This is a genomic window from Mycolicibacterium aromaticivorans JS19b1 = JCM 16368 (genome assembly GCF_000559085.1).
GTDB classification, from domain to species: Bacteria; Actinomycetota; Actinomycetes; order Mycobacteriales; family Mycobacteriaceae; genus Mycobacterium; species Mycobacterium aromaticivorans.
In genome coordinates, this window is the sequence record NZ_JALN02000001.1 from 1,307,615 (window position 1) to 1,325,740 (window position 18,126).

18 protein-coding genes are annotated in these 18,126 nt (G+C 67.4%); 7 read left to right on the forward strand and 11 right to left on the reverse strand.

Features of this window, described 5'->3' with window-relative positions; genetic code table 11:
- Window positions 1–283: 283 nt before the first annotated feature.
- The 3 genes from cofD to Y900_RS06365 are packed head-to-tail and all read left to right on the forward strand — an operon-like array spanning window position 284 to window position 3,161.
- A complete protein-coding gene (gene cofD / locus Y900_RS06355; protein ID WP_036346007.1) occupies window positions 284–1,285 on the forward strand; it encodes a 2-phospho-L-lactate transferase in 1,002 nt (333 codons plus the stop codon).
- Window positions 1,282–2,625, forward strand: coding sequence for a coenzyme F420-0:L-glutamate ligase (locus Y900_RS06360; RefSeq protein ID WP_036340286.1), 1,344 nt, complete (start codon window positions 1,282–1,284; stop codon window positions 2,623–2,625). The genes cofD and Y900_RS06360 overlap by 4 nt, the downstream gene beginning before the upstream one ends.
- A complete protein-coding gene (locus Y900_RS06365) occupies window positions 2,622–3,161 on the forward strand; it encodes an NUDIX hydrolase (RefSeq protein WP_036340290.1) in 540 nt (179 codons plus the stop codon). The genes Y900_RS06360 and Y900_RS06365 overlap by 4 nt, the downstream gene beginning before the upstream one ends.
- Here Y900_RS06365 and manB read toward each other — a convergent pair.
- The 3 genes from manB to rfbD are packed head-to-tail and all read right to left on the reverse strand — an operon-like array spanning window position 3,158 to window position 6,017.
- The gene (gene manB / locus Y900_RS06370) at window positions 3,158–4,234 is read right to left on the reverse strand and encodes a mannose-1-phosphate guanylyltransferase ManB (protein WP_036346010.1); all 1,077 of its coding nucleotides are present in this window, start codon (window positions 4,232–4,234) and stop codon (window positions 3,158–3,160) included. The genes Y900_RS06365 and manB overlap by 4 nt on opposite strands.
- Before the next feature lie 5 nt (window positions 4,235–4,239).
- Window positions 4,240–5,127 (reverse strand): glycosyltransferase family 2 protein, encoded by an 888-nt coding sequence (locus tag Y900_RS06375; protein WP_237752516.1) that lies wholly within the window; start codon window positions 5,125–5,127, stop codon window positions 4,240–4,242.
- Window positions 5,124–6,017: a dTDP-4-dehydrorhamnose reductase gene (gene rfbD / locus Y900_RS06380; RefSeq protein ID WP_036340293.1), complete on the reverse strand. Its 894-nt coding sequence runs from the start codon at window positions 6,015–6,017 to the stop codon at window positions 5,124–5,126. The genes Y900_RS06375 and rfbD overlap by 4 nt, the downstream gene beginning before the upstream one ends.
- A 145-nt stretch (window positions 6,018–6,162) precedes the next feature.
- Here rfbD and Y900_RS06385 point away from each other — a divergent pair, with 145 nt between their 5' ends.
- The 3 genes from Y900_RS06385 to Y900_RS06395 are packed head-to-tail and all read left to right on the forward strand — an operon-like array spanning window position 6,163 to window position 9,090.
- Window positions 6,163–7,581: an LCP family protein gene (locus Y900_RS06385; protein WP_051660329.1), complete on the forward strand. Its 1,419-nt coding sequence runs from the start codon at window positions 6,163–6,165 to the stop codon at window positions 7,579–7,581.
- Window positions 7,581–8,294, forward strand: coding sequence for a TIGR03089 family protein (locus tag Y900_RS06390; protein ID WP_036340298.1), 714 nt, complete (start codon window positions 7,581–7,583; stop codon window positions 8,292–8,294). The genes Y900_RS06385 and Y900_RS06390 overlap by 1 nt, the downstream gene beginning before the upstream one ends.
- Window positions 8,295–8,304: 10 nt before the next feature.
- Window positions 8,305–9,090: a biotin--[acetyl-CoA-carboxylase] ligase gene (locus Y900_RS06395; protein WP_036340301.1), complete on the forward strand. Its 786-nt coding sequence runs from the start codon at window positions 8,305–8,307 to the stop codon at window positions 9,088–9,090.
- 1 nt (window position 9,091) lies between these two features.
- Here the strand turns inward: Y900_RS06395 and Y900_RS06400 are convergent, their stop codons facing one another.
- The 3 genes from Y900_RS06400 to Y900_RS06410 are packed head-to-tail and all read right to left on the reverse strand — an operon-like array spanning window position 9,092 to window position 11,969.
- Window positions 9,092–10,252, reverse strand: coding sequence for an acyl-CoA dehydrogenase (locus Y900_RS06400; protein WP_036340304.1), 1,161 nt, complete (start codon window positions 10,250–10,252; stop codon window positions 9,092–9,094).
- A 42-nt stretch (window positions 10,253–10,294) separates the two neighbouring features.
- Entirely contained in the window at window positions 10,295–10,801 is a 507-nt protein-coding gene (purE, locus tag Y900_RS06405; protein WP_036340306.1) for a 5-(carboxyamino)imidazole ribonucleotide mutase, read from the reverse strand.
- Window positions 10,794–11,969, reverse strand: a complete 1,176-nt coding sequence (locus Y900_RS06410; RefSeq protein ID WP_036346017.1) for a 5-(carboxyamino)imidazole ribonucleotide synthase — start codon at window positions 11,967–11,969, stop codon at window positions 10,794–10,796. The genes purE and Y900_RS06410 overlap by 8 nt, the downstream gene beginning before the upstream one ends.
- A gap of 99 nt (window positions 11,970–12,068) precedes the next feature.
- Here Y900_RS06410 and Y900_RS06415 point away from each other — a divergent pair, with 99 nt between their 5' ends.
- Window positions 12,069–12,728 carry a GtrA family protein gene (locus Y900_RS06415; protein ID WP_036340307.1) on the forward strand — a complete coding sequence of 220 codons (660 nt, stop codon included), beginning with the start codon at window positions 12,069–12,071 and terminating at the stop codon, window positions 12,726–12,728.
- Here the strand turns inward: Y900_RS06415 and Y900_RS06420 are convergent.
- From Y900_RS06420 to Y900_RS30185, 5 genes are read right to left on the reverse strand one after another with little or no spacing between them, the layout of a single operon-like run.
- Window positions 12,683–13,201, reverse strand: coding sequence for a PH domain-containing protein (locus Y900_RS06420; RefSeq protein WP_036340309.1), 519 nt, complete (start codon window positions 13,199–13,201; stop codon window positions 12,683–12,685). The genes Y900_RS06415 and Y900_RS06420 overlap by 46 nt on opposite strands.
- 27 nt (window positions 13,202–13,228) lie before the next feature.
- The gene (locus tag Y900_RS06425; RefSeq protein WP_036340312.1) at window positions 13,229–13,972 is read right to left on the reverse strand and encodes a DUF2510 domain-containing protein; all 744 of its coding nucleotides are present in this window, start codon (window positions 13,970–13,972) and stop codon (window positions 13,229–13,231) included.
- Window positions 13,973–13,990: 18 nt separating this feature from the next.
- Window positions 13,991–14,185 carry a hypothetical protein gene (locus Y900_RS06430; RefSeq protein ID WP_036340316.1) on the reverse strand — a complete coding sequence of 65 codons (195 nt, stop codon included), beginning with the start codon at window positions 14,183–14,185 and terminating at the stop codon, window positions 13,991–13,993.
- Window positions 14,182–16,398 carry a hypothetical protein gene (locus tag Y900_RS06435; RefSeq protein ID WP_051659920.1) on the reverse strand — a complete coding sequence of 739 codons (2,217 nt, stop codon included), beginning with the start codon at window positions 16,396–16,398 and terminating at the stop codon, window positions 14,182–14,184. Before Y900_RS06435 ends, Y900_RS06430 begins: the two co-directional genes overlap by 4 nt.
- Window positions 16,399–16,438: 40 nt before the next feature.
- Complete coding sequence (locus tag Y900_RS30185) at window positions 16,439–17,659, reverse strand: carbohydrate-binding domain-containing protein (protein WP_051659921.1); 1,221 nt, start codon at window positions 17,657–17,659, stop codon at window positions 16,439–16,441.
- Window positions 17,660–18,126 lie beyond the last annotated feature (467 nt).

Genomic DNA, 18,126 nt, shown 5'->3' on the forward strand with positions numbered 1-18,126 from the left:
GGTTTCGTAGATCTTTTGCATGTCGCCCACTATTGAAGTGTGCCCAACTCGTTCGAACACTTGGTCGAATCGCGGTCTGGGACACCGAAACCGGCTGGTCCGACCGGGAAATGACACTGATGTGATTAGACACTTATGCAGTGGCCCGGTCAAGCGATTGAACCGAAATTAATACCATTTCCCTTGGATAATTCGGCGAGTCGATGCCCCGGCGTGTCATCGGCGTGACGCGATCGTGACCGCGTTGGTCGCCGAAAGGGCCGACCGCCTAGTGTCGATCGGTGTGAAGATCACCGTTCTGGTCGGCGGCGTCGGGGGTGCCCGGTTCCTGCTGGGCGTACAGCGATTGCTCGGCCTGGGCCAGTTCGCCGGCCAGATATCCGGAGCCACAGGCGATCTTGATCACACGCTGACGGCCGTGGTCAACATCGGCGACGATGCCTGGATGCACGGTGTGCGCATCTGTCCCGACCTCGACACCTGCATGTACACCTTAGGTGGAGGTATCGACCCCGAGCGAGGCTGGGGACATCGCAACGAGACGTGGCACGCGAAAGAGGAATTGGCGGCCTACGGCGTACAACCCGATTGGTTCGGCCTGGGCGACCGCGACCTCGCCACTCATCTGGTGCGCAGTCAGATGCTGCGTGCGGGATATCCCCTGTCGCAGGTGACCGAGGCGCTGTGCCACCGCTGGCAGCCGGGCGTTACGCTCCTGCCTGCCAGCGACGACCGGTGCGAAACCCACGTTGTGATCGACGATCCCGACACCGGTGACCGCAAAGCCATCCACTTTCAGGAATGGTGGGTGCGCTACCGGGCGCAGGTGCCCACACACAGTTTCGCGTTCGTGGGGTCCGAAAACGCCACTGCCGGGCCCGGTGTCGTCGACGCGATCACCGAAGCCGATGTCGTCATGCTCGCCCCCTCCAATCCGGTGGTGAGCATCGGCGCAATCCTCGCCATCCCCGGTGTTCGCGCCGCGCTGCGCTCCACACCTGCCCCGGTCGTCGGCTACTCCCCCATCATCGGCGGAAAGCCGTTGCGCGGCATGGCCGACGAATGCCTGTCGGTGATCGGCGTCGAGACCTCCTCGCACGCCGTCGCCCACCACTTCGGCGCACGCTCGGCGACCGGAATCCTCGACTACTGGCTGGTGTCCGAAGGCGATCATGCCGACGTACCGGGACTGACGGTGCACTCGATACCGCTGCTGATGTCTGATCCGGCAGCCACCGCCGACATGGTGCGCGCCGGCCTCGAATTGGCGGGGGTGGCGTCGTGAATCTTGAGCATGGCAGTGCCGCTCCCGTCGAAATCCTGCCCGTCCCCGGCCTTCCGGAGTTCCGTCCGGGCGATGATCTGGCGGCCGCCCTCGTCTCGGCAGCACCCTGGCTGCGCGACGGCGACATCGTCGTCGTCACCAGCAAGGTGATGTCCAAGTGCGAGGGCCGCATCGTCGCGGCGCCCGCGGACCCCGACGAACGAGACGCACTGCGCCGCAAGATCATCGACGATGAGGCCGTGCGGGTGCTGGCCCGCAAGGGCCGCACTTTGATCACCGAGAACCGCAACGGCATCGTGCAGGCGGCCGCGGGCGTCGACGGCTCCAACGTCGGATCCACCGAATTGGCGTTGCTGCCGGTCGATCCCGACGGCAGCGCGGCCGCGCTGCGCACGGCACTGCGCGAGCGGCTCGGCGTGAATGTCGCGGTTCTGGTCACCGACACCATGGGTCGTGCCTGGCGCAACGGCCAGACCGACGCCGCGATCGGCGCCGCCGGGCTGCCTGTGCTCTACGGATACGCCGGCGCCGTCGACCGGCACGGCAACGAGCTGGTGGTCACCGAAGTCGCCGTCGCCGACGAAATCGCCGCCGCCGCCGACCTGGTCAAGGGCAAGCTGACCGCGGTGCCCGTCGCCGTGGTCCGCGGCCTCGAGCTCGAGGACGACGGGTCCACCGCGGCGCGCCTGCTGCGCGGCGGTGAGGACGACTTGTTCTGGCTGGGCACCGCCGAGTCGCTGGAACTCGGGCGCCGCCAGGCCCAGTTGTTGCGCCGCTCGGTGCGAGTGTTCGCGCCGGAGCCGGTCGACCACACGCTCATCGAGGAGGCCGTCGCCGAGGCGCTCACCGCGCCTGCACCGCACCACACCCGGCCGGTGCGGTTCGTCTGGTTGCAGGATCGGGGGCGTCGCGTCACGCTGCTGGATCGGATGAAAGACGCGTGGCGTGACGATCTTTCCGGCGACGGCAAGCCCGCCGACGCCGTCGAGCGACGGGTCGCCCGAGGTCAAATCCTCTACGACGCACCCGAGATCGTCATCCCGTTCCTGGTCCCCGAAGGCGCCCACAGCTATCCCGACCCGGACCGCATCCAGGCCGAGCACACGATGTTCACGGTCGCGGTCGGCGCGGCGGTACAAGCACTCCTGGTGGCGCTGGCAGTGCGCGGCGTGGGCAGCTGCTGGATCGGCTCGACGATCTTCGCAGCCGGGCTGGTGCGGGAAACCCTTGATCTACCGCCTGATTGGGAACCGCTGGGTGCCGTCGCGATCGGTTATCCGGTCGAACCGCCCGAACCCCGCGACCCGGCGCCGGTCGGCGATCTGCTGGTGCGCAAGTGAGCGTGCGGGAGTCGGCCATCGAGCTGCTGACCGAGTGGGACGCGCCGGACGACTGCCAGGACTCGCTGCGGCAGTCCGTCCTGGCCTTCCTACTCGCGCGCACCGATGCCTGCGAGCGGGCCTGCGTCCCAGGACATATCACGGCTTCGGCGTTGGTGGTCAACCACACCGGCGATCAGGTGCTGCTCACCCTGCATCCGCGGCTCGGTCGCTGGGTTCAGCTCGGCGGGCATTGCGAGGACTCCGACGCCGACATCGTCGCGGCCGCGATGCGGGAGGCGGCCGAAGAGTCCGGAATCGACGGCCTGCGCGTCGACGCGTCGTTGGGCGCCATCCACGTTCACGCACTGACCTGCTCGCTGGGAGTGCCCACCCGGCACCTGGATCTCCAGTTCATCGCCCGCGCACCCGCCGACGCGACCATCGAGATCAGCGACGAATCGCTCGATCTGCGGTGGTGGCCGGTCGACGCGCTGCCAGACGGTATCGACGCGGCGGTCACACACCTGGTGTCGGTCGGCCGCTCGCGGGTCTAGATGTCGGACGAGTAGCGAACGCCGCAGTCCGGGATGACAACTCCCGGCCACACCCGCGCACCACGCAGGAGTTCGCAGCGCGCGCCGATGTTCGCGCCATCGCCGATGATGGCATCGCGCAGTAATGCACGCGGCCCGATCCGGGCGCCGGCGCCGATGATCGACCGCTCCACCACCGAGCCCGCCTCGATGTGCGCCCCGTCGAAGATGACCGCGCCGTCCAGGCGGACGCCGGGCCCGATCTCGGCGCCGCGGCCCACCACCGTCCCGCCGACCAGGACCGCACCCGGGGACACCGAGGCCCCGTCGTGCACAAGGCTTTCCCCGCGTCGCCCGCCGAGGGCGGGTGACGGCGCCAGACCCCGGACCAGGTCAGCCGAACCGCGGACGAAGTCCTCCGGTGTGCCCATGTCGCGCCAATAACTGGAATCGACGTAGCCGCAGACCTTTACCCCGTCGGCCAACAGTGCCGGGAACACCTCACGCTCCACCGACACCTCACGCCCACGTGGGATCTGATCGAGGACGTCGCGATTGAAGATATAGGTGCCTGCGTTGATCTGGTCGGACGGCGGGTCTTCGGTCTTCTCGAGGAACGCTTCCACCCGACCGTCGGCGTCGGTGGGCACACAGCCGAATGCCCGTGGGTCGCTGACGCGCACCAGGTGCAGGGTCAGATCGGCCTGCGACTCGTGGTGGCTGGCCAGCATCTGGCGGAGGTCCATGCCGGACAGGACGTCGCCGTTGAACACCATCACGATGTCGTTGCGCAGCTTGGGTATCACATTCGCGATCCCGCCGCCGGTGCCCATCGGGTGATCCTCGACGACATACTCGATCTGCAGGCCGAGCTTGGACCCGTCGCCGAATTCGTTCTCAAACGTCGCCGCTTTGAACGACGTGCCGAGGATGACGTGTTCGATGCCGGCTTCGGCGATGCGGGACAGCAGATGCGTCAGGAACGGCAGCCCCGCGGTCGGCAGCATCGGCTTGGCCGCCGACACCGTCAGCGGCCGTAGCCGGGTGCCCTTGCCCCCGACCAGCACCACCGCGTCGACCTTCGACGGATCAATTCCACTCACCGGGTCCCCCTGCTTCTCGCCAGCTCGCGACGGGATTTGCGTACCGCCGCGCGTGACCTAACCTTCAGCGCGCCCTTCATAGTCCATCGCAACGGCGCACGCCACCAGCCAAAATGCCGATCGGACAAATAAATGTAGGTGCTTTCGTGATGTGCCCGCAGATTGCTGGCGGGGTCCCGGCCGGTCGAGTGGCCCTTGGCGTGCAGGATCTCCGACGACGGGACGTAGACGTTGAGCCAGCCGGCCCGGCCCAGCCGGTCACCGAGGTCGACGTCTTCCATGTACATGAAGTAGCGCTCGTCGAACCCGCCGACCTGGTCGAATGCCGCACGCCGGATCAGAAGGCACGATCCCGACAGCCAGCCCACCGGCCGCTCGGTGGGCTCCAGGTATTCCTGGCGATAGGCCCTGGTCCATGGGTTGGTTTTCCAGACGAAGCCGACCACCGCATGCATGCCGCCGCGCACCAGGCTCGGCAGGTGGCGCGCCGACGGGTAAACCGAACCGTCAGGGTCGCGGATCAACGGCCCCAGCGTCGCGGCTCGGGGCCATCGGTCGGCGGCGGCGAGCAGCTCGTCGATGCTGTTGGGTCCCCACACCACGTCGGGGTTGGCGACGATCACGAACTCGTCGTCGGCGGGAACCGTCGCCACACCGCGGTTGGCGGCGCTGCCGTAGCCGAGGTTTCCGCCCGTGCGCACCAGGCGGGTGCCGGGATAGCGCTCCACCGCCTCCTCCGGTGTCCCGTCGGTGGAACCGTTGTCGGCGAGCACCACCGTCACCGGACGGTCGGTGGCCACCGTCAAGGAGGACAGGAAGCGATCCAGATGTGAGCCCGGGGAGTAGGTCACCGTCACCACGGTCAGGGGGCGGCTCGACGTCACGGCGTAGAGGGTAACTGTCCGCCGGAGACGGGTTCGGCAAGCGCCTCGGCCAGCGCCTCGCGCCACGGCCTCGGCGGGGTGAGCCCAGCCCGCACCGAGAGCTCCATCGACAGTGCTGAATACGCCGGTCGCGGCGCAGGGCGGCCCGCTTGCGCCGTGCTGACCGGCCGGATCCGCTGCGGGTCGGCACCGAGTTCGGTGAACACCGCCCGTGCCAGCTCCAGGCGCGTGCACGCGCCCTCGTTGGCGACGTGCAGGATCGGCTCCCGAATGCGCCCCTCACCGATCTCGAATATCGCATCGGCGAGGTCTTTGACGTAGGTCGGTGACCCGATCTGGTCGTCGACCGCGTCGGCGGTCTCGCCGGTGCCTGCCCGCCGACGCATCACCGCCACGAAGTCGGTGCCCGCTGCGCCGGTGTACACCCACGAGGTGCGCACGATGTGGGCGTCGGGCATCGCGGCCAGTACGGCCACTTCACCGGCGAGCTTGGTGCGTCCGTAGACACCCAGCGGCGCGGCCTCGTCGCCGACGTCATAGGGGTGGCGCTGCCGACCGTCGACAGGCTCGCCGGAAAAGACGTAGTCGGTAGAGATGTGCACCAGTGGCGCGCCGACGCGGGCGCAGGCGTGCGCGACGTTCTGCGCCCCGGTGGCGTTGACGGCGTAGGCGGTGTCCCGGTCGGCTTCGGCGGCGTCCACATTGGCAATGGCCGCGCAGTTCACCACCAGGTCCGATGCGGCGATGAACCGCTCGACTGCGGCGGGGTCGGTGATATCACACTCTTGATGCGTCAATGCGCTGGCCTCGATGCCCCGACGGGCCGCCTCACCTGCGAGAAACGTCCCCACTTGGCCGCCGGCACCTGTAATCACGATCCTCGCCACCACAATTACGAGTCTGGCACGCCGGTTTGCGCTACCCGGTATGCGCCCGTCTCGCCAGTAGCCTGGGCTGATGCCTGCTGACACCGAAGCACGGACGGGCGCCCAGCGGGTGACCCGGACTGTGCTCGCGTTGATCGCCGTGACCGTGATGGTCAGCACCGGTGTCGCGTGGGGCAAGATCCGTTCGTTCGAGAACGGCATCTTCCACATCAGCACCTCGGCCCTGGGCGGAGGCGGGCAGGACGGCGCGATCGACATCTTGCTGGTCGGGATGGACAGCCGCACCGATGCTCACGGCAACCCGCTGTCCGCAGACGAGCTCGCGACGTTGCACGCCGGCGACGACGTGTCGACGAACACCGACACGATCATCCTGGTCCGCATCCCCAACAACGGGAAGTCGGCGACGGCGATCTCGATCCCCCGCGACTCCTATGTCAAGGCGCCAGGACTGGACAAGACGAAAATCAACGGCGTCTACGGCCAGGTGAAGCTCGAGAAGATGAAGCAGTTGGTCGAGCAGCAGGGCTTGGATCCGGCCGAGGCCGAACCCAAGGCCGTCGAAGCCGGCCGCGAAGCGCTCATCAAGACCGTCGCCGACCTGACCGGGGTCACCGTCGACCACTATGCCGAGATCGGCCTACTTGGTTTCTCACTGATCACCGATGCGCTCGGCGGTGTCAATGTGTGCCTGAAAGATGCCGTCTACGAACCACTCTCCGGTGCCGACTTCCCGGCCGGCTGGCAGAAACTCAACGGACCGCAGGCACTGAGTTTCGTCCGGCAGCGTCACGACCTCCCCCGCGGTGACCTCGACCGCGTGGTGCGCCAACAGGTTGTGATGGCATCCCTTGCGCACCAGGTGATTTCCGGAAAGACGCTGACCAGCCCATCGACTCTGAACAAGCTGCAGGACGCCATCCAGCGTTCGGTGGTGCTCTCATCGGGCTGGGACATCATGGATTTCGTCAAGCAGTTGGAGAACCTCGCGGGCGGCAACGTGGCGTTCGCGACCATCCCCGTGCTCGACGAAGCCGGCTGGAGCGACGACGGCATGCAGTCCGTGGTCCGAGTCGATCCGTCCCAGGTGCAGGAATGGGTGGCCGGCCTGCTGCACGATCAGGCCGAGGGCAAGACCGAGAAGATCGCCTACTCCCCCGAGCAGACCAAGGCCGACGTGGTCAACGACACCGACATCAACGGACTTGCCGGTGCCGTGTCAGAAGTGCTCACCGGCAAGGGCTTTGGGGCGGGCGACATCGGCAACAACGACAAGGACCATGTGACGCGAAGCCAGGTGCAGGCGGCCAAGGAGGATGACCTGGGCGCGCAGGCGGTCGCCAAGGAGCTGGGCGGTCTGCCGGTGGTGGCCGACAGTGCAATTCCGGCGGGAACGGTGCGGGTGGTGCTGTCCAGCGATTACACCGGACCGGGCTCGGGCCTGGAGGGTTCGCTGCCGAAGTCGGCAGCCGTCAGCCAGGCGGCCGGTCAGGCCGGTGACGGTGTGGCTCCCCCGCCGTCGCCCATCATCACCGCGGGGTCCGATGACCCCAAGTGCGTCAACTGATGGCCAATCTGACTGCTGCCGTTCTGGATCCGCTGCTGCGGGCCGACCCGATGGGTCCGCGGATCACCTACTACGACGACGCGACCGGTGAGCGCATCGAGTGCTCGACCGTGACGCTGGCCAACTGGGCGGCCAAGACCGCCAACCTGTTGCGCGACGAACTCGGCGCAGGCCCGGGCACCCGGATTGCCGTGCTGTTGCCCGCGCACTGGCAGACCGCGGCGGTGCTGCTGGGCGTGTGGTGGATCGGTGCCGAGGTCGTGCTGTCCGGAGCGGCAGATCTCGCGCTGTGCACCTCTGACCGGCTGGACGAGGCCGACGACGCGGTCGCCGGTGGCGAGGTCGCGGTGCTGTCGCTGGATCCGTTCGGCAAGCCGGCGCCCGATCTTCCGATCGGCGTCACCGATTACGCGACGGCGGTGCGAGTGCACGGCGACCAATTTTCCGCGGAGCCGCGGCCAGGTCCAGCCCTGGACGGCAGATCAGTCGACGAAGTGCTCTCTGCCGCTTCCGATTCCGCCGCCGAGGCCGCTCTGACGGCAGGTGACAGGGTGATGTCGTCATTGCCGTGGTCCTCCGCGGACGACGTCATCGCCAACCTGCTCGCGGTGTTCGTTGCGGGCGCGTCACTGGTCCAGGTGGCCAACCCCGATGCGGCAGCGCTGCAGCGGCGCCGGACGACCGAGAAGGTCACCAAGGATCTGGCCCACTAGGCTCACGGGGGTGAGCCGCGTCCCGTTGAATCTCGCGTCCCTGTCCGCACTTCCGGTACGCCGCGTCGACATCGTGGAAACCACCGGCTCCACCAACGCCGACCTGCTGGCCCGGCACGCCTCGGGCGAGGACATCCGAGGCGCCGTGCTGCTCGCCGAGCACCAGAGCGCCGGCCGTGGCCGTAATGGCCGCAGCTGGTCGGCGCCGCCTCGCTCCCAGATCGCCCTGTCGATCGGCGTCGGCGCCGATGGTGTCCCGCCGGAGAGCTGGGGCTGGCTGCCGTTGCTCACCGGGGTCGCACTCGTCGACGCGGTCAGGGCGACCACCGGTATCGAGGCTGCCGTGAAGTGGCCCAATGACGTCCTGGTGGGGTCCGGCAAGCTCGCCGGCATCCTGGCCGAGGTGGCCGCACCCGATCCGGTCATCGTGGTGGGTCTGGGGCTCAACGTCACGCTGACCCCCGACGAGGCACCCGACCCCCGGGCCACCTCACTGCAGATATTGGGCGCCGCCCAGCTCGACCGCGACGCGCTGACGGCGGCAATCCTGCGAGAGCTGACCGCCCGCATCGAAAAGTGGCAAACCACACCAGGACCCGACCCGACCCTCGTCGAGGATTACCGGCGGCATAGCAGCACCCTGGGTAGCCAAGTGCGGGCCATCATGCCCGGTGACCGTGAAATCACCGGCACCGCAGTTGATGTCGACTCACTCGGCCGGCTTCGCATCGACACCGGCGCCGAGGTGATGACGGTGTCGGCGGGCGACATCACCCATCTGCGACCCGCCGGCTAGATCAGCGCAGCAGCGCCCGCGACATCACAACCCGCTGAATCTGGTTGGTGCCCTCATAGATCTGAGTGATCTTGGCGTCACGCATCATTCGCTCGACCGGGAAGTCCACGGTGTAACCGGCACCGCCGAAGAGCTGGACAGCATCGGTGGTCACCTCCATGGCGACGTCGGAGGCGAAGCACTTCGACGCTGCCGAGATGAACCCGAGGTTGGGTTCACCGCGCTCGGCGCGGGCAGCAGCGGAATACACCATCAGCCTGGCCGCTTCGACCTTCATCGCCATGTCGGCCAACATGAACTGCACGCCCTGGAAATCGGAGATCGAGGTACCGAACTGCTTGCGGTCCTTGGTGTATGCGATCGCGGCGTCCAGCGCGCCCTGCGCGATTCCGACCGCCTGCGCACCGATCGTCGGGCGGGTGTGGTCAAGGGTGGCGAGCGCGGTCTTGAAGCCGGTGCCCGGCTCGCCGACCATCCGGTCGCCCGGGATACGGCAGTTCTCGAAGTACAGCTCGGTGGTCGGCGAGCCCTTGATGCCGAGCTTGCGCTCCTTGGGCCCGATCGTGAAGCCCTCGTCGTCGACGTGCACCATGAACGCCGAGATACCGTTGGCACCCTTGTCGGGGTCGGTCACCGCCATCACGGTGTACCAGGATGACTTGCCGCCGTTGGTGATCCACGCCTTGGCGCCGTTGAGGATCCAGTCGTCACCGTCAGCCTTGGCCCGGGTGCGCATCGACGCCGCGTCGCTGCCGGCCTCGCGCTCGGAGAGGGCGTAGGAGGCCATCGCCTCGCCCGAGGCGATCGACGGCAGCACCTTCTTCTTGAGCTCCTCTGACCCACGCAGGATCAGACCCATCGTGCCCAGCTTGTTGACGGCGGGAATGAGCGACGCCGATGCGTCGACCCGGGCGACCTCTTCGATGACGATGCACGCCGCCACCGAGTCCGCTCCCTGGCCGCCGTACTCCTCGGGCACGTGGACCGCGTTGAATCCCGATGCGTTCAGCGCATCCAGCGCCTCCTGCGGGAAGCGCGAGTTCTCATCGCACTCGGCCGCGTACGGCGCGATCTCTTTCTCCGCCAGCGCGCGGATCGCGGTCCGCAGCTCGTCATGCTCCTCGGGCAACTTGAATACGTCGAAATCGGGGTTCCCAGCCATCACAGCCTCCTTGCTACTCGCCGGTAACTTTAACTCGGGACCTCACTCGCCGAGTAATCGCTCCCGCAAAGCCTTGTCCTTCTCCAGAACCATGGCCTCCAGGTCGTCCTGAAAGCTCTCCATCCGCTTGCGCAGCGCCGCATCCGACGCCGCCAGAATACGTACCGCCAGCAGCCCGGCATTGCGGGCGCCGCCGATCGACACAGTGGCCACCGGCACGCCCGCCGGCATCTGCACGATCGACAGCAGCGAATCCAGGCCGTCGAGCTTGGCCAGCGGTACCGGCACGCCGATCACCGGCAGCGCGGTGGCGGAGGCCACCATCCCGGGTAGGTGAGCCGCCCCACCGGCGCCGGCGATGATCACTTTGATGTCGCGGGCCGCCGCGCCGCGCGCGTAGTCCAGCATGCGTCCCGGGGTGCGGTGCGCCGAAACGACACCGACCTCGAACGGCACCTCGAACTCGGCCAGCGCCTCGGCGGCCGCCTCCATGACGGGCCAGTCGCTGTCCGAACCCATGATCAGCCCGACCGCCGGTTTGTCAGTCATTGGCGCTGTGCCCGTCCCATCCATCCGTCCACTCCGCGTGTGACAACCAGTGTGCCGCCCGTTCCGCGCGTTCCCGTACCCGGTCCACGTCACCAGGCGCCACTCCGACGATGTTGACGTGACCCACCTTGCGACCAGGCCGTTCAGCCTTGCCGTAGAGGTGGACCTTCGCCTCCGGAATCCGGCCGAACAAGTGGTGCAGCCGCTCGTCGACGCTCATCGCCGGAGCCGCCGGCGCGCCCAACACGTTGGCCATCACCGTCACCGGCGCGATCGGCCGGGTGTCGCCAAGCGGATAGTCCAGGACCGCCCGGACGTGCTGTTCGAACTGGCTGGTCACCGCCCCGTCCATGGTCCAGTGCCCGGAGTTGTGCGGCCGCATCGCGAGCTCGTTGACCAGCAGCGTGCCATCGGTCGTCTCGAACAATTCGACGGCCAGCACCCCGACCACGCCCAGCTCACCGGCCAGCCGCAGACCCAGCTGCTCGGCTTCGGCGGCCAGGTCCTCGGACAACCCCGGCGCGGGTGCGACGACCGTGACGCAGATGCCGTCACGCTGCACGGTTTCCACGATCGGCCACGCCGCACCCTGACCGAACGGGGAGCGCGCCACCAGCGCCGCGAGCTCGCGACGCATCGACACGCGCTCCTCGAGCAGCACCGGAACGCCGTCGGCCAGGTATCCCGCGACCGCCTCCCGGGCGTGGGCACGATCACGGGCCAACACCACGCCGCGGCCGTCGTAACCCCCGCGCACGGTCTTGATCACCACCGGACCGCCCACGGCAGCGGCGAACGCGTCGACGTCGTCGACACCAGAGACTGCGGTGAATCGCGGGATTGGTGCGCCCAGATCCGCCAGCTTGCGCCGCATCACCAGCTTGTCCTGGGCGTGCACCAGGGCTTCGGGCGGCGGCGCCACGGTGACACCCTCGGCGACCAGCGTGTCCAGCAGCTCGGTGGGCACGTGCTCGTGGTCGAACGTCAGCGCCGACGCACCTGCGGCCGCGCGACGCAGCGCCTCGAGGTCGGTGTGGGCACCGATGACGACGTCGGGGGTCACCTGAGCGGCGGGGTCGTCGGGACTGACCGCCAGGACCCGCAGACTCTGTCCGAGGGCGATCGCCGCCTGGTGGGTCATCCTGGCCAGCTGCCCGCCGCCGACCATGGCGACGACAGGGGGTGTGGGACGCTTCGACACGGCCATCATGGTGTCAGACCTGCGCGAGTACGCACACCTGCGGTGACTTCCGTAGACTTGATCCTTGTGTCTTTTGCTGATGCCACCATCGCTCGGCTGCCCCGACCGATCCGGCCCTTCGCCGAGCGGCATCACGAGCTGATCAAGTTCGCGATCGTCGGCGCAACGACGTTCATCATCGACTCCGCGATCTTCTACACGCTGAAGCTCACGATCCTCGAGCCCAAGCCGGTCACCGCCAAGGTGATCGCGGGCATCGTCGCGGTGATCGCCTCGTACGTACTGAACCGCGAGTGGAGCTTCCGCCACCGCGGCGGCCGGGAGCGTCACCACGAGGCGTTGCTGTTTTTCGGGGTCAGCGGCGTCGGCGTGCTGCTGAGCATGGCCCCGTTGTGGTTCTCCAGTTACGTGCTGGAGCTGCGGGTGCCGCACGTCTCACTGACCAACGAGAACATCGCGGACTTCGTCTCCGCCTACGTGCTGGGCAACCTGCTGCAGATGGCGTTCCGGTTCTGGGCGTTCCGACGCTGGGTCTTCCCCGACGAGTTCGGCCCCAGCCACGACAAGGGACTGGAATCCACCCTCACCGGCGGCGGTTTCGCCGAGGCGATGGAGGACGAGTACGAAGCGGGCGCCACCGTCACGCCGCTGCGACGCAGGCGCGCCAGAAATCAGGAGCGTCAGCTGGGCGACTCTTCAGAGCCCAAAGTGTCGAAGACTTCGTGATACAGCAGTGAATGCACCCGCTCGACGCGGGGAATATCGTCGAACTCCAGGGGATCTTGACTCGCCGACTCGATGATCAGCGTGCCGGTGCGCAACATCCGGTCGAGCAGACCGTGGCGGAATTCCACACTGTTGATCCGCGCCAGCGGGATGTCGATACCCGACCGGGTCAGCAGCCCGTGACGGAACATCACCCGGCGGTCCGTGATCACGAAATGCGTTGTGAGCCAATTAAAGAACTTCCACAACGTCAGCCAGCCGACCAGGATCACCCAGATAGCGGCGATCACCCCGGAAAGCACTTTCTTCGCGGTGGGGTCCCAGTTGGTGTTGTTCACCAGCGCGGCCACGAAGGCCGCCAGGATCGTGGCGATCAGCAGAACCAGGATGGGGCCGACCAGCCGCTTCCAGTGCGGGTGACGGTGCAGCACGACCTGCTCGTTCGCGGCCAGCACGTTCTCGGGATATCCCACGCGGCGAAGATTACCCAGTCGGCCCGGTCACTGGGCAGGTTGGAGATATTCGACGCAGCCGGCTTCGGTGCGGCCGGTTTGGGCCATGCAGACCCCCACGGCCGGGTCGCCACCCTGCCCGACATCGGGCATCGGGATGTCGCCCGGCGACAGCGACCACAGGTAGGTGTCGGTGCCGGCGAGGCGCTCACAGTAGGTGGGTGAACCGTCGGCGGCCACGCCGCCGCCGCTGTCGGGCCGGCAGGGGCTTGCGACCGCGGCGGGCCCCGGCGCGGGCGGTGCCGGGGCGACCGACGACGTGGTTGCTGCGGATGACGTTGTTGCGGTGGACGGTGTGGTTGCGTCGCGCGACAACTGAACCCAGATGTCGGCGCCGGCACCGGCCAGCAATGCCACCGTGATGAGCCCGGCGACGAGCGCAACCCAGGACTCGGTCCGCCTGGAGCCGCGGTCCACCCCGAGGGTTCCGCCGTCGGCGACGTGCCGGGTCCAGCGCACGCCGTCCCAGTACCGGCATTGGTGCCGGCCGGTGGGATCGACTGACCAGCGGGCCGTCGACGTCGCAGGCTCGACGCCAGGCGGTGCGACCAGCGGCGCGCCGCAATCACCGCAGAACCGCCGAGTGCCGGGGTTGGCGTGCCCGGCCAGGCAGATGACCGCCGCTGTCTCCAGCCGGTCGCCGCACTCACCGCAGAAATACTGTCCGTCGGGGTTGCCATGGCCGTTGGCGCAGGTCACCGTCGCCCTGCCGGACCGCCCTTGCTCCACCACGTGCCGATGAACCTCCCCTTACGAGACAAACGTCACCATATCGACAGTGGCGACCGCGATTGCGGCGACGGCCACGCACACCGCCTCCGCCATCAGGATGGCGGTCGTGCGGTCGGGACGGCGCGTTCCGTCACCGGGCACGGCCCGTTCTCGCCGGTAGCACGCCGCCACGTACAGCAGGCCTGCGACGACGAACAACGCGATCGCGATCATCGGGATCCTCCCAGGCTGATGGCCGGCGCGTCGGGCCGTTTGAGCACCAGGACTCCCCCGGAGTCGTACACCACCTGATAGCCCTTCTCGGTTTGCAGGATCTGCACTGCGCGCCGCAGGGTGGCCTCACTCACCCCGGCGCTCAACCGGATGAAGTTCTCGTCCTGGGCACTGTCCGAGAAATACTCGACTTCGGGCCGCGCCGTGCAGTCGGCCAGCGCCTCGGCCGAGGAGAAGCAGGTGTCCTCGAGGTCGAAGGTCCGCGGCACTCCATACAGCGCACCCTGTCCCCAGTAGCCCAGTCCGGCATCGCCGATCTTCGCGACGAGCTCGTTGCCAATTGCCAACTCGTGCGGTGTCGTTCGCTCGAAGGAGATGTTGAGCCCACGGTTCGCGGTCACCAGCAGACCGGTGAGCAGCAGCGCGCAGCCCGCCGCCACCGCGGTCAGCCGGCGGACGACACGCCGGTCGGTACGCGGCCGCATCAGCGGCAGCAGGCACAGCGCCACGAGCGGCGAAAGCACCGGCGAAGCATAGAGAAACGCGCGGATCGCCACCTCGCCGCCGTAGCTCTGCAGCACCACCAGAACGAACGGCGAAAACGCCAGCGCCGCGACCAACCACGGCCTGCTGCGGGGCAAGCGCCGGAGCCGAAGCCAGCCGACGGCCGCCATCGACATCAGCAGCAGCGCCGATACGATCCGGAGCAACTGCATGTGGCGGTACGTCGGATCGCCCGTGATCTTCTGGGAGACACTGGAATTGAGGTTCTGGTCAACACCGCCGATATCGGCGATGACCTGGCCGAGGTGCCCTTGCCAATACGCGGCGGCACCGTAACGAAACCAGGCGATGAAGATCAGGAAGGCCGCCAGCCAGAGCAGCTTGTAGCGGGTCAGGCCGGCGGCCGAGATGATCATCAGCATGCCGATGGCAGCCAGCGGCGTGAGTTGGTGCGCAACGACCATCGCGGCCAGGATGACGACCAGAACGGCCTCGACCGCCAAAGTCCAAGGCGCGTCCCGGCCTGCCACCCGCCCCGGTATCCGCCGCCACGCCGTCGCGATCCTGGTGATCCGTCCACCCGCGAGCGCGGGCACCGCGGAAGTCCGCAGCTGCCAGAGCAATACGGCCAGCAGGGTGGCATAGAACTGCATCGCGACGGCCTGCGGCGCGAAGTAGTCCTGCTGATACCAGTTGAACAGGATCAGCATGGTGACGCCCAGCCAGGCGGCCCGGCGGCTGCCGGTGATGGACAGGCCGATCGCGAACACCGGCAACGTTAGGCAGATGCCGAACACCAGTGAGGCGCTGACCACAAGGATCACGCTGTCGTGCAGGCCGGTGGTGGTGATCAGATTGGCCGCGGCGGAGAAGAAACCGGCCCAGCTGATCCGGGCATCAACCGGTGGCGGCAGCGCGCCGGACTGGATCAGCCAGTTGGTGATCATCCGGTGCACGTATGCCGTCACGAACGGCGCCGTGCCCATGGACCACGCGACCGGCATGGTGATGTAGGTGATGAGGACGACGTTGGCGGTGGCGACTGCGATCCGGTCGAGAACGGCACGGCGATATTCGATGACCAGCAGCACGCACAGCAGCACCAGGCCGGCGAAGTAGTCGACCCCGAGCACACCGATCGATCCCAGGCTGCCCGCCGCCGAGACGTCCAGTCGTCGAACGGCGCTGAAGAACAAGGCGATCGCCGCCACCAGCAGGACGGCACTGAGCCTGCGGTCACCGGTCGGCGCGACCGCGCGGCGTACCCAGAGCAGCGCGTCCCGCACTGTCACCGTCTCGCGTGAGCGATGCCACTGCCGCCCGAGCACCGCGGTGGCGGCCGCGCCGAGACCCAGCACGACGAACTGCGCCGCGTACGGCTGATGCAGGTTGCCTGCGTAATTAAGTTGCGCGACAAGCACATTGACTGCCAGCGACAGCGACACCACGACCGCGCCGAATACCCCGTTGGTGGGCAGCCGCAACAATGCCGCGATCGGGAGCCCCGGGACGAGCAGCACCGCCACAACCCCAACCACCGCACGCAGCGCGGACGGCAGCGCGCCGGCCACACCGAAGGCCGACAGCACGGTGACGCCCAGCGAGGCGGCGATCAGGATGCCGGAGATGACGACTGTCGGGGGCATCCACGGCGGCAGTGGCGCGCGGTTGCCCGGCCGTGCCGGGGAACTCTCGACGCGTTGCAGCACTGAATCAGCCTACCGTTAGCTGGTATCGCTCGCGCACGCGTCAACTGCCCGCATACGACCAGATCGAAACCCAGTCGACCAGCACATGGCCGCTATTGGTGCCGTTCCCGTCGGTCTCGATCTGCAGTTGCCAGCGCATGGGCTTGCTGGGTACGTATTTGGTGCTGTCCATCACCAGCGCGTCGTCCAGATAGAACCGGACATGGCCCGGCAACCACTCGATCGTGTAGACGTGCCAATCGGTGAATGCCGTGCCGGTGTTGACGCCGTCCTGACCACCTGCCGAGCGGGCGTAGTGGGCGTACGCATTCGACGTCGACGACAACGCGCCCTCCGGGAAGTCTTCTTCACCGTCGGCGGGCCACAGCTCGGACTGCGGCCAAAGCAGGAACGCGATGTGATATTCGCTCAGCGTGGACGTGTCGGCCTTGAGCCGGACCGAGTAGCGGCCATACGTCTGGTACTGAGTTCCGTTGGGCAAGACCGGCGACGGGTTCGCCCCCGCGGGTTGGCCTGCGACGTTGTGCAGGTAATAGTCCAGGGTTCCGTTATTGACGCTGAGCACTTGGTCGGCACGGTACGGGCGGTGTTGGTAGGTGTCGGTGAAGGTCTGCGGATAGGTCAGCCACTGTTGGCCGTCGGCGCCCACGTAGACGATCTTGGCCGGGTCCGACGGGTTGGCCCAGCTGCCCAGCGCGGCGTCCTTGGTGAAGTTGTCCGCCATGATGTGTTTCCAGCCGGGAAGGTCGGCCACCGGCGCAGTGGTCAGTCCGTCTGACGGGGTGCTTGCCGTCGCGACGATGCTGACGGTGTCGATGTACAACGCGCGGACGCAGAAGAACCACTGCGGGTTGGCGAATTTGACGCCGACAGTGTGCGTGCCGGGCGCGACAGTGGCAGTCGCCGTGTAATCGGTCCACTTGCTCGCCGTGATCGGACTGCGCGCGATCACGGCGCCGTCGACGAGCACCGCAGCGACCGGAGCACCGAAACACTGCAATCCCCTGGCGCGCACGACAACTTGAATGGATTGCGGCAGCGCGAGGGTCGTCGACACCGTCACTGCTCCGGTGAGCCCTAGCGCCGTGCCGCCGGATGCCGCCGCGTCTGTGACGACTTTGGCACCGCTGGTCGTCGAGAGGGTCATCGTCTCGGCTTCGAACGAAGCCTTGTCCGCCGCTCGTGCGGGCGGCGTCACGGCCAGCACCGCACCCCAGACAACCGAGAGGGCCACCACTGCAGCCGAGCACAACCGGAACATCGTGGCTCCATCGGGTTGAAGACGCTCGGGGAGTGAGCGAAGTCACAATAATCCGCGGCGGATCACTATTCATATTGAGCTCGCCTATCACTTTGGTAACAGTTGCATGCGAAAGGAAACGATCGCCCCCCATCGGACTGGACCGTCGAATTGGACTGAGCACCAGCGACATACCGGATCACGGCCGATTACCGCCAATCCAGTTCGGTGGCTGAGAATTCTGAGCACCAGGCCGACCGAGCCGGCCAAATGAGGCCCACGCGTCCGCTGGCGGCGTATGGTTCGGGACTTATGCGAGATCGGCTGTGTAAGTGTGGACACGACCGTTCGGCACACGAGCATTACCGGCGTGGGACCGAGTGCGGATTGTGCCCATGCCCACGTTTTCGTGGACCCGGTCCGGCCAGCAAGCTGGTGCAGTGGATCACGTCACTCGGCCGGGGCGACCAGTCCTGATAGCTGGGTAG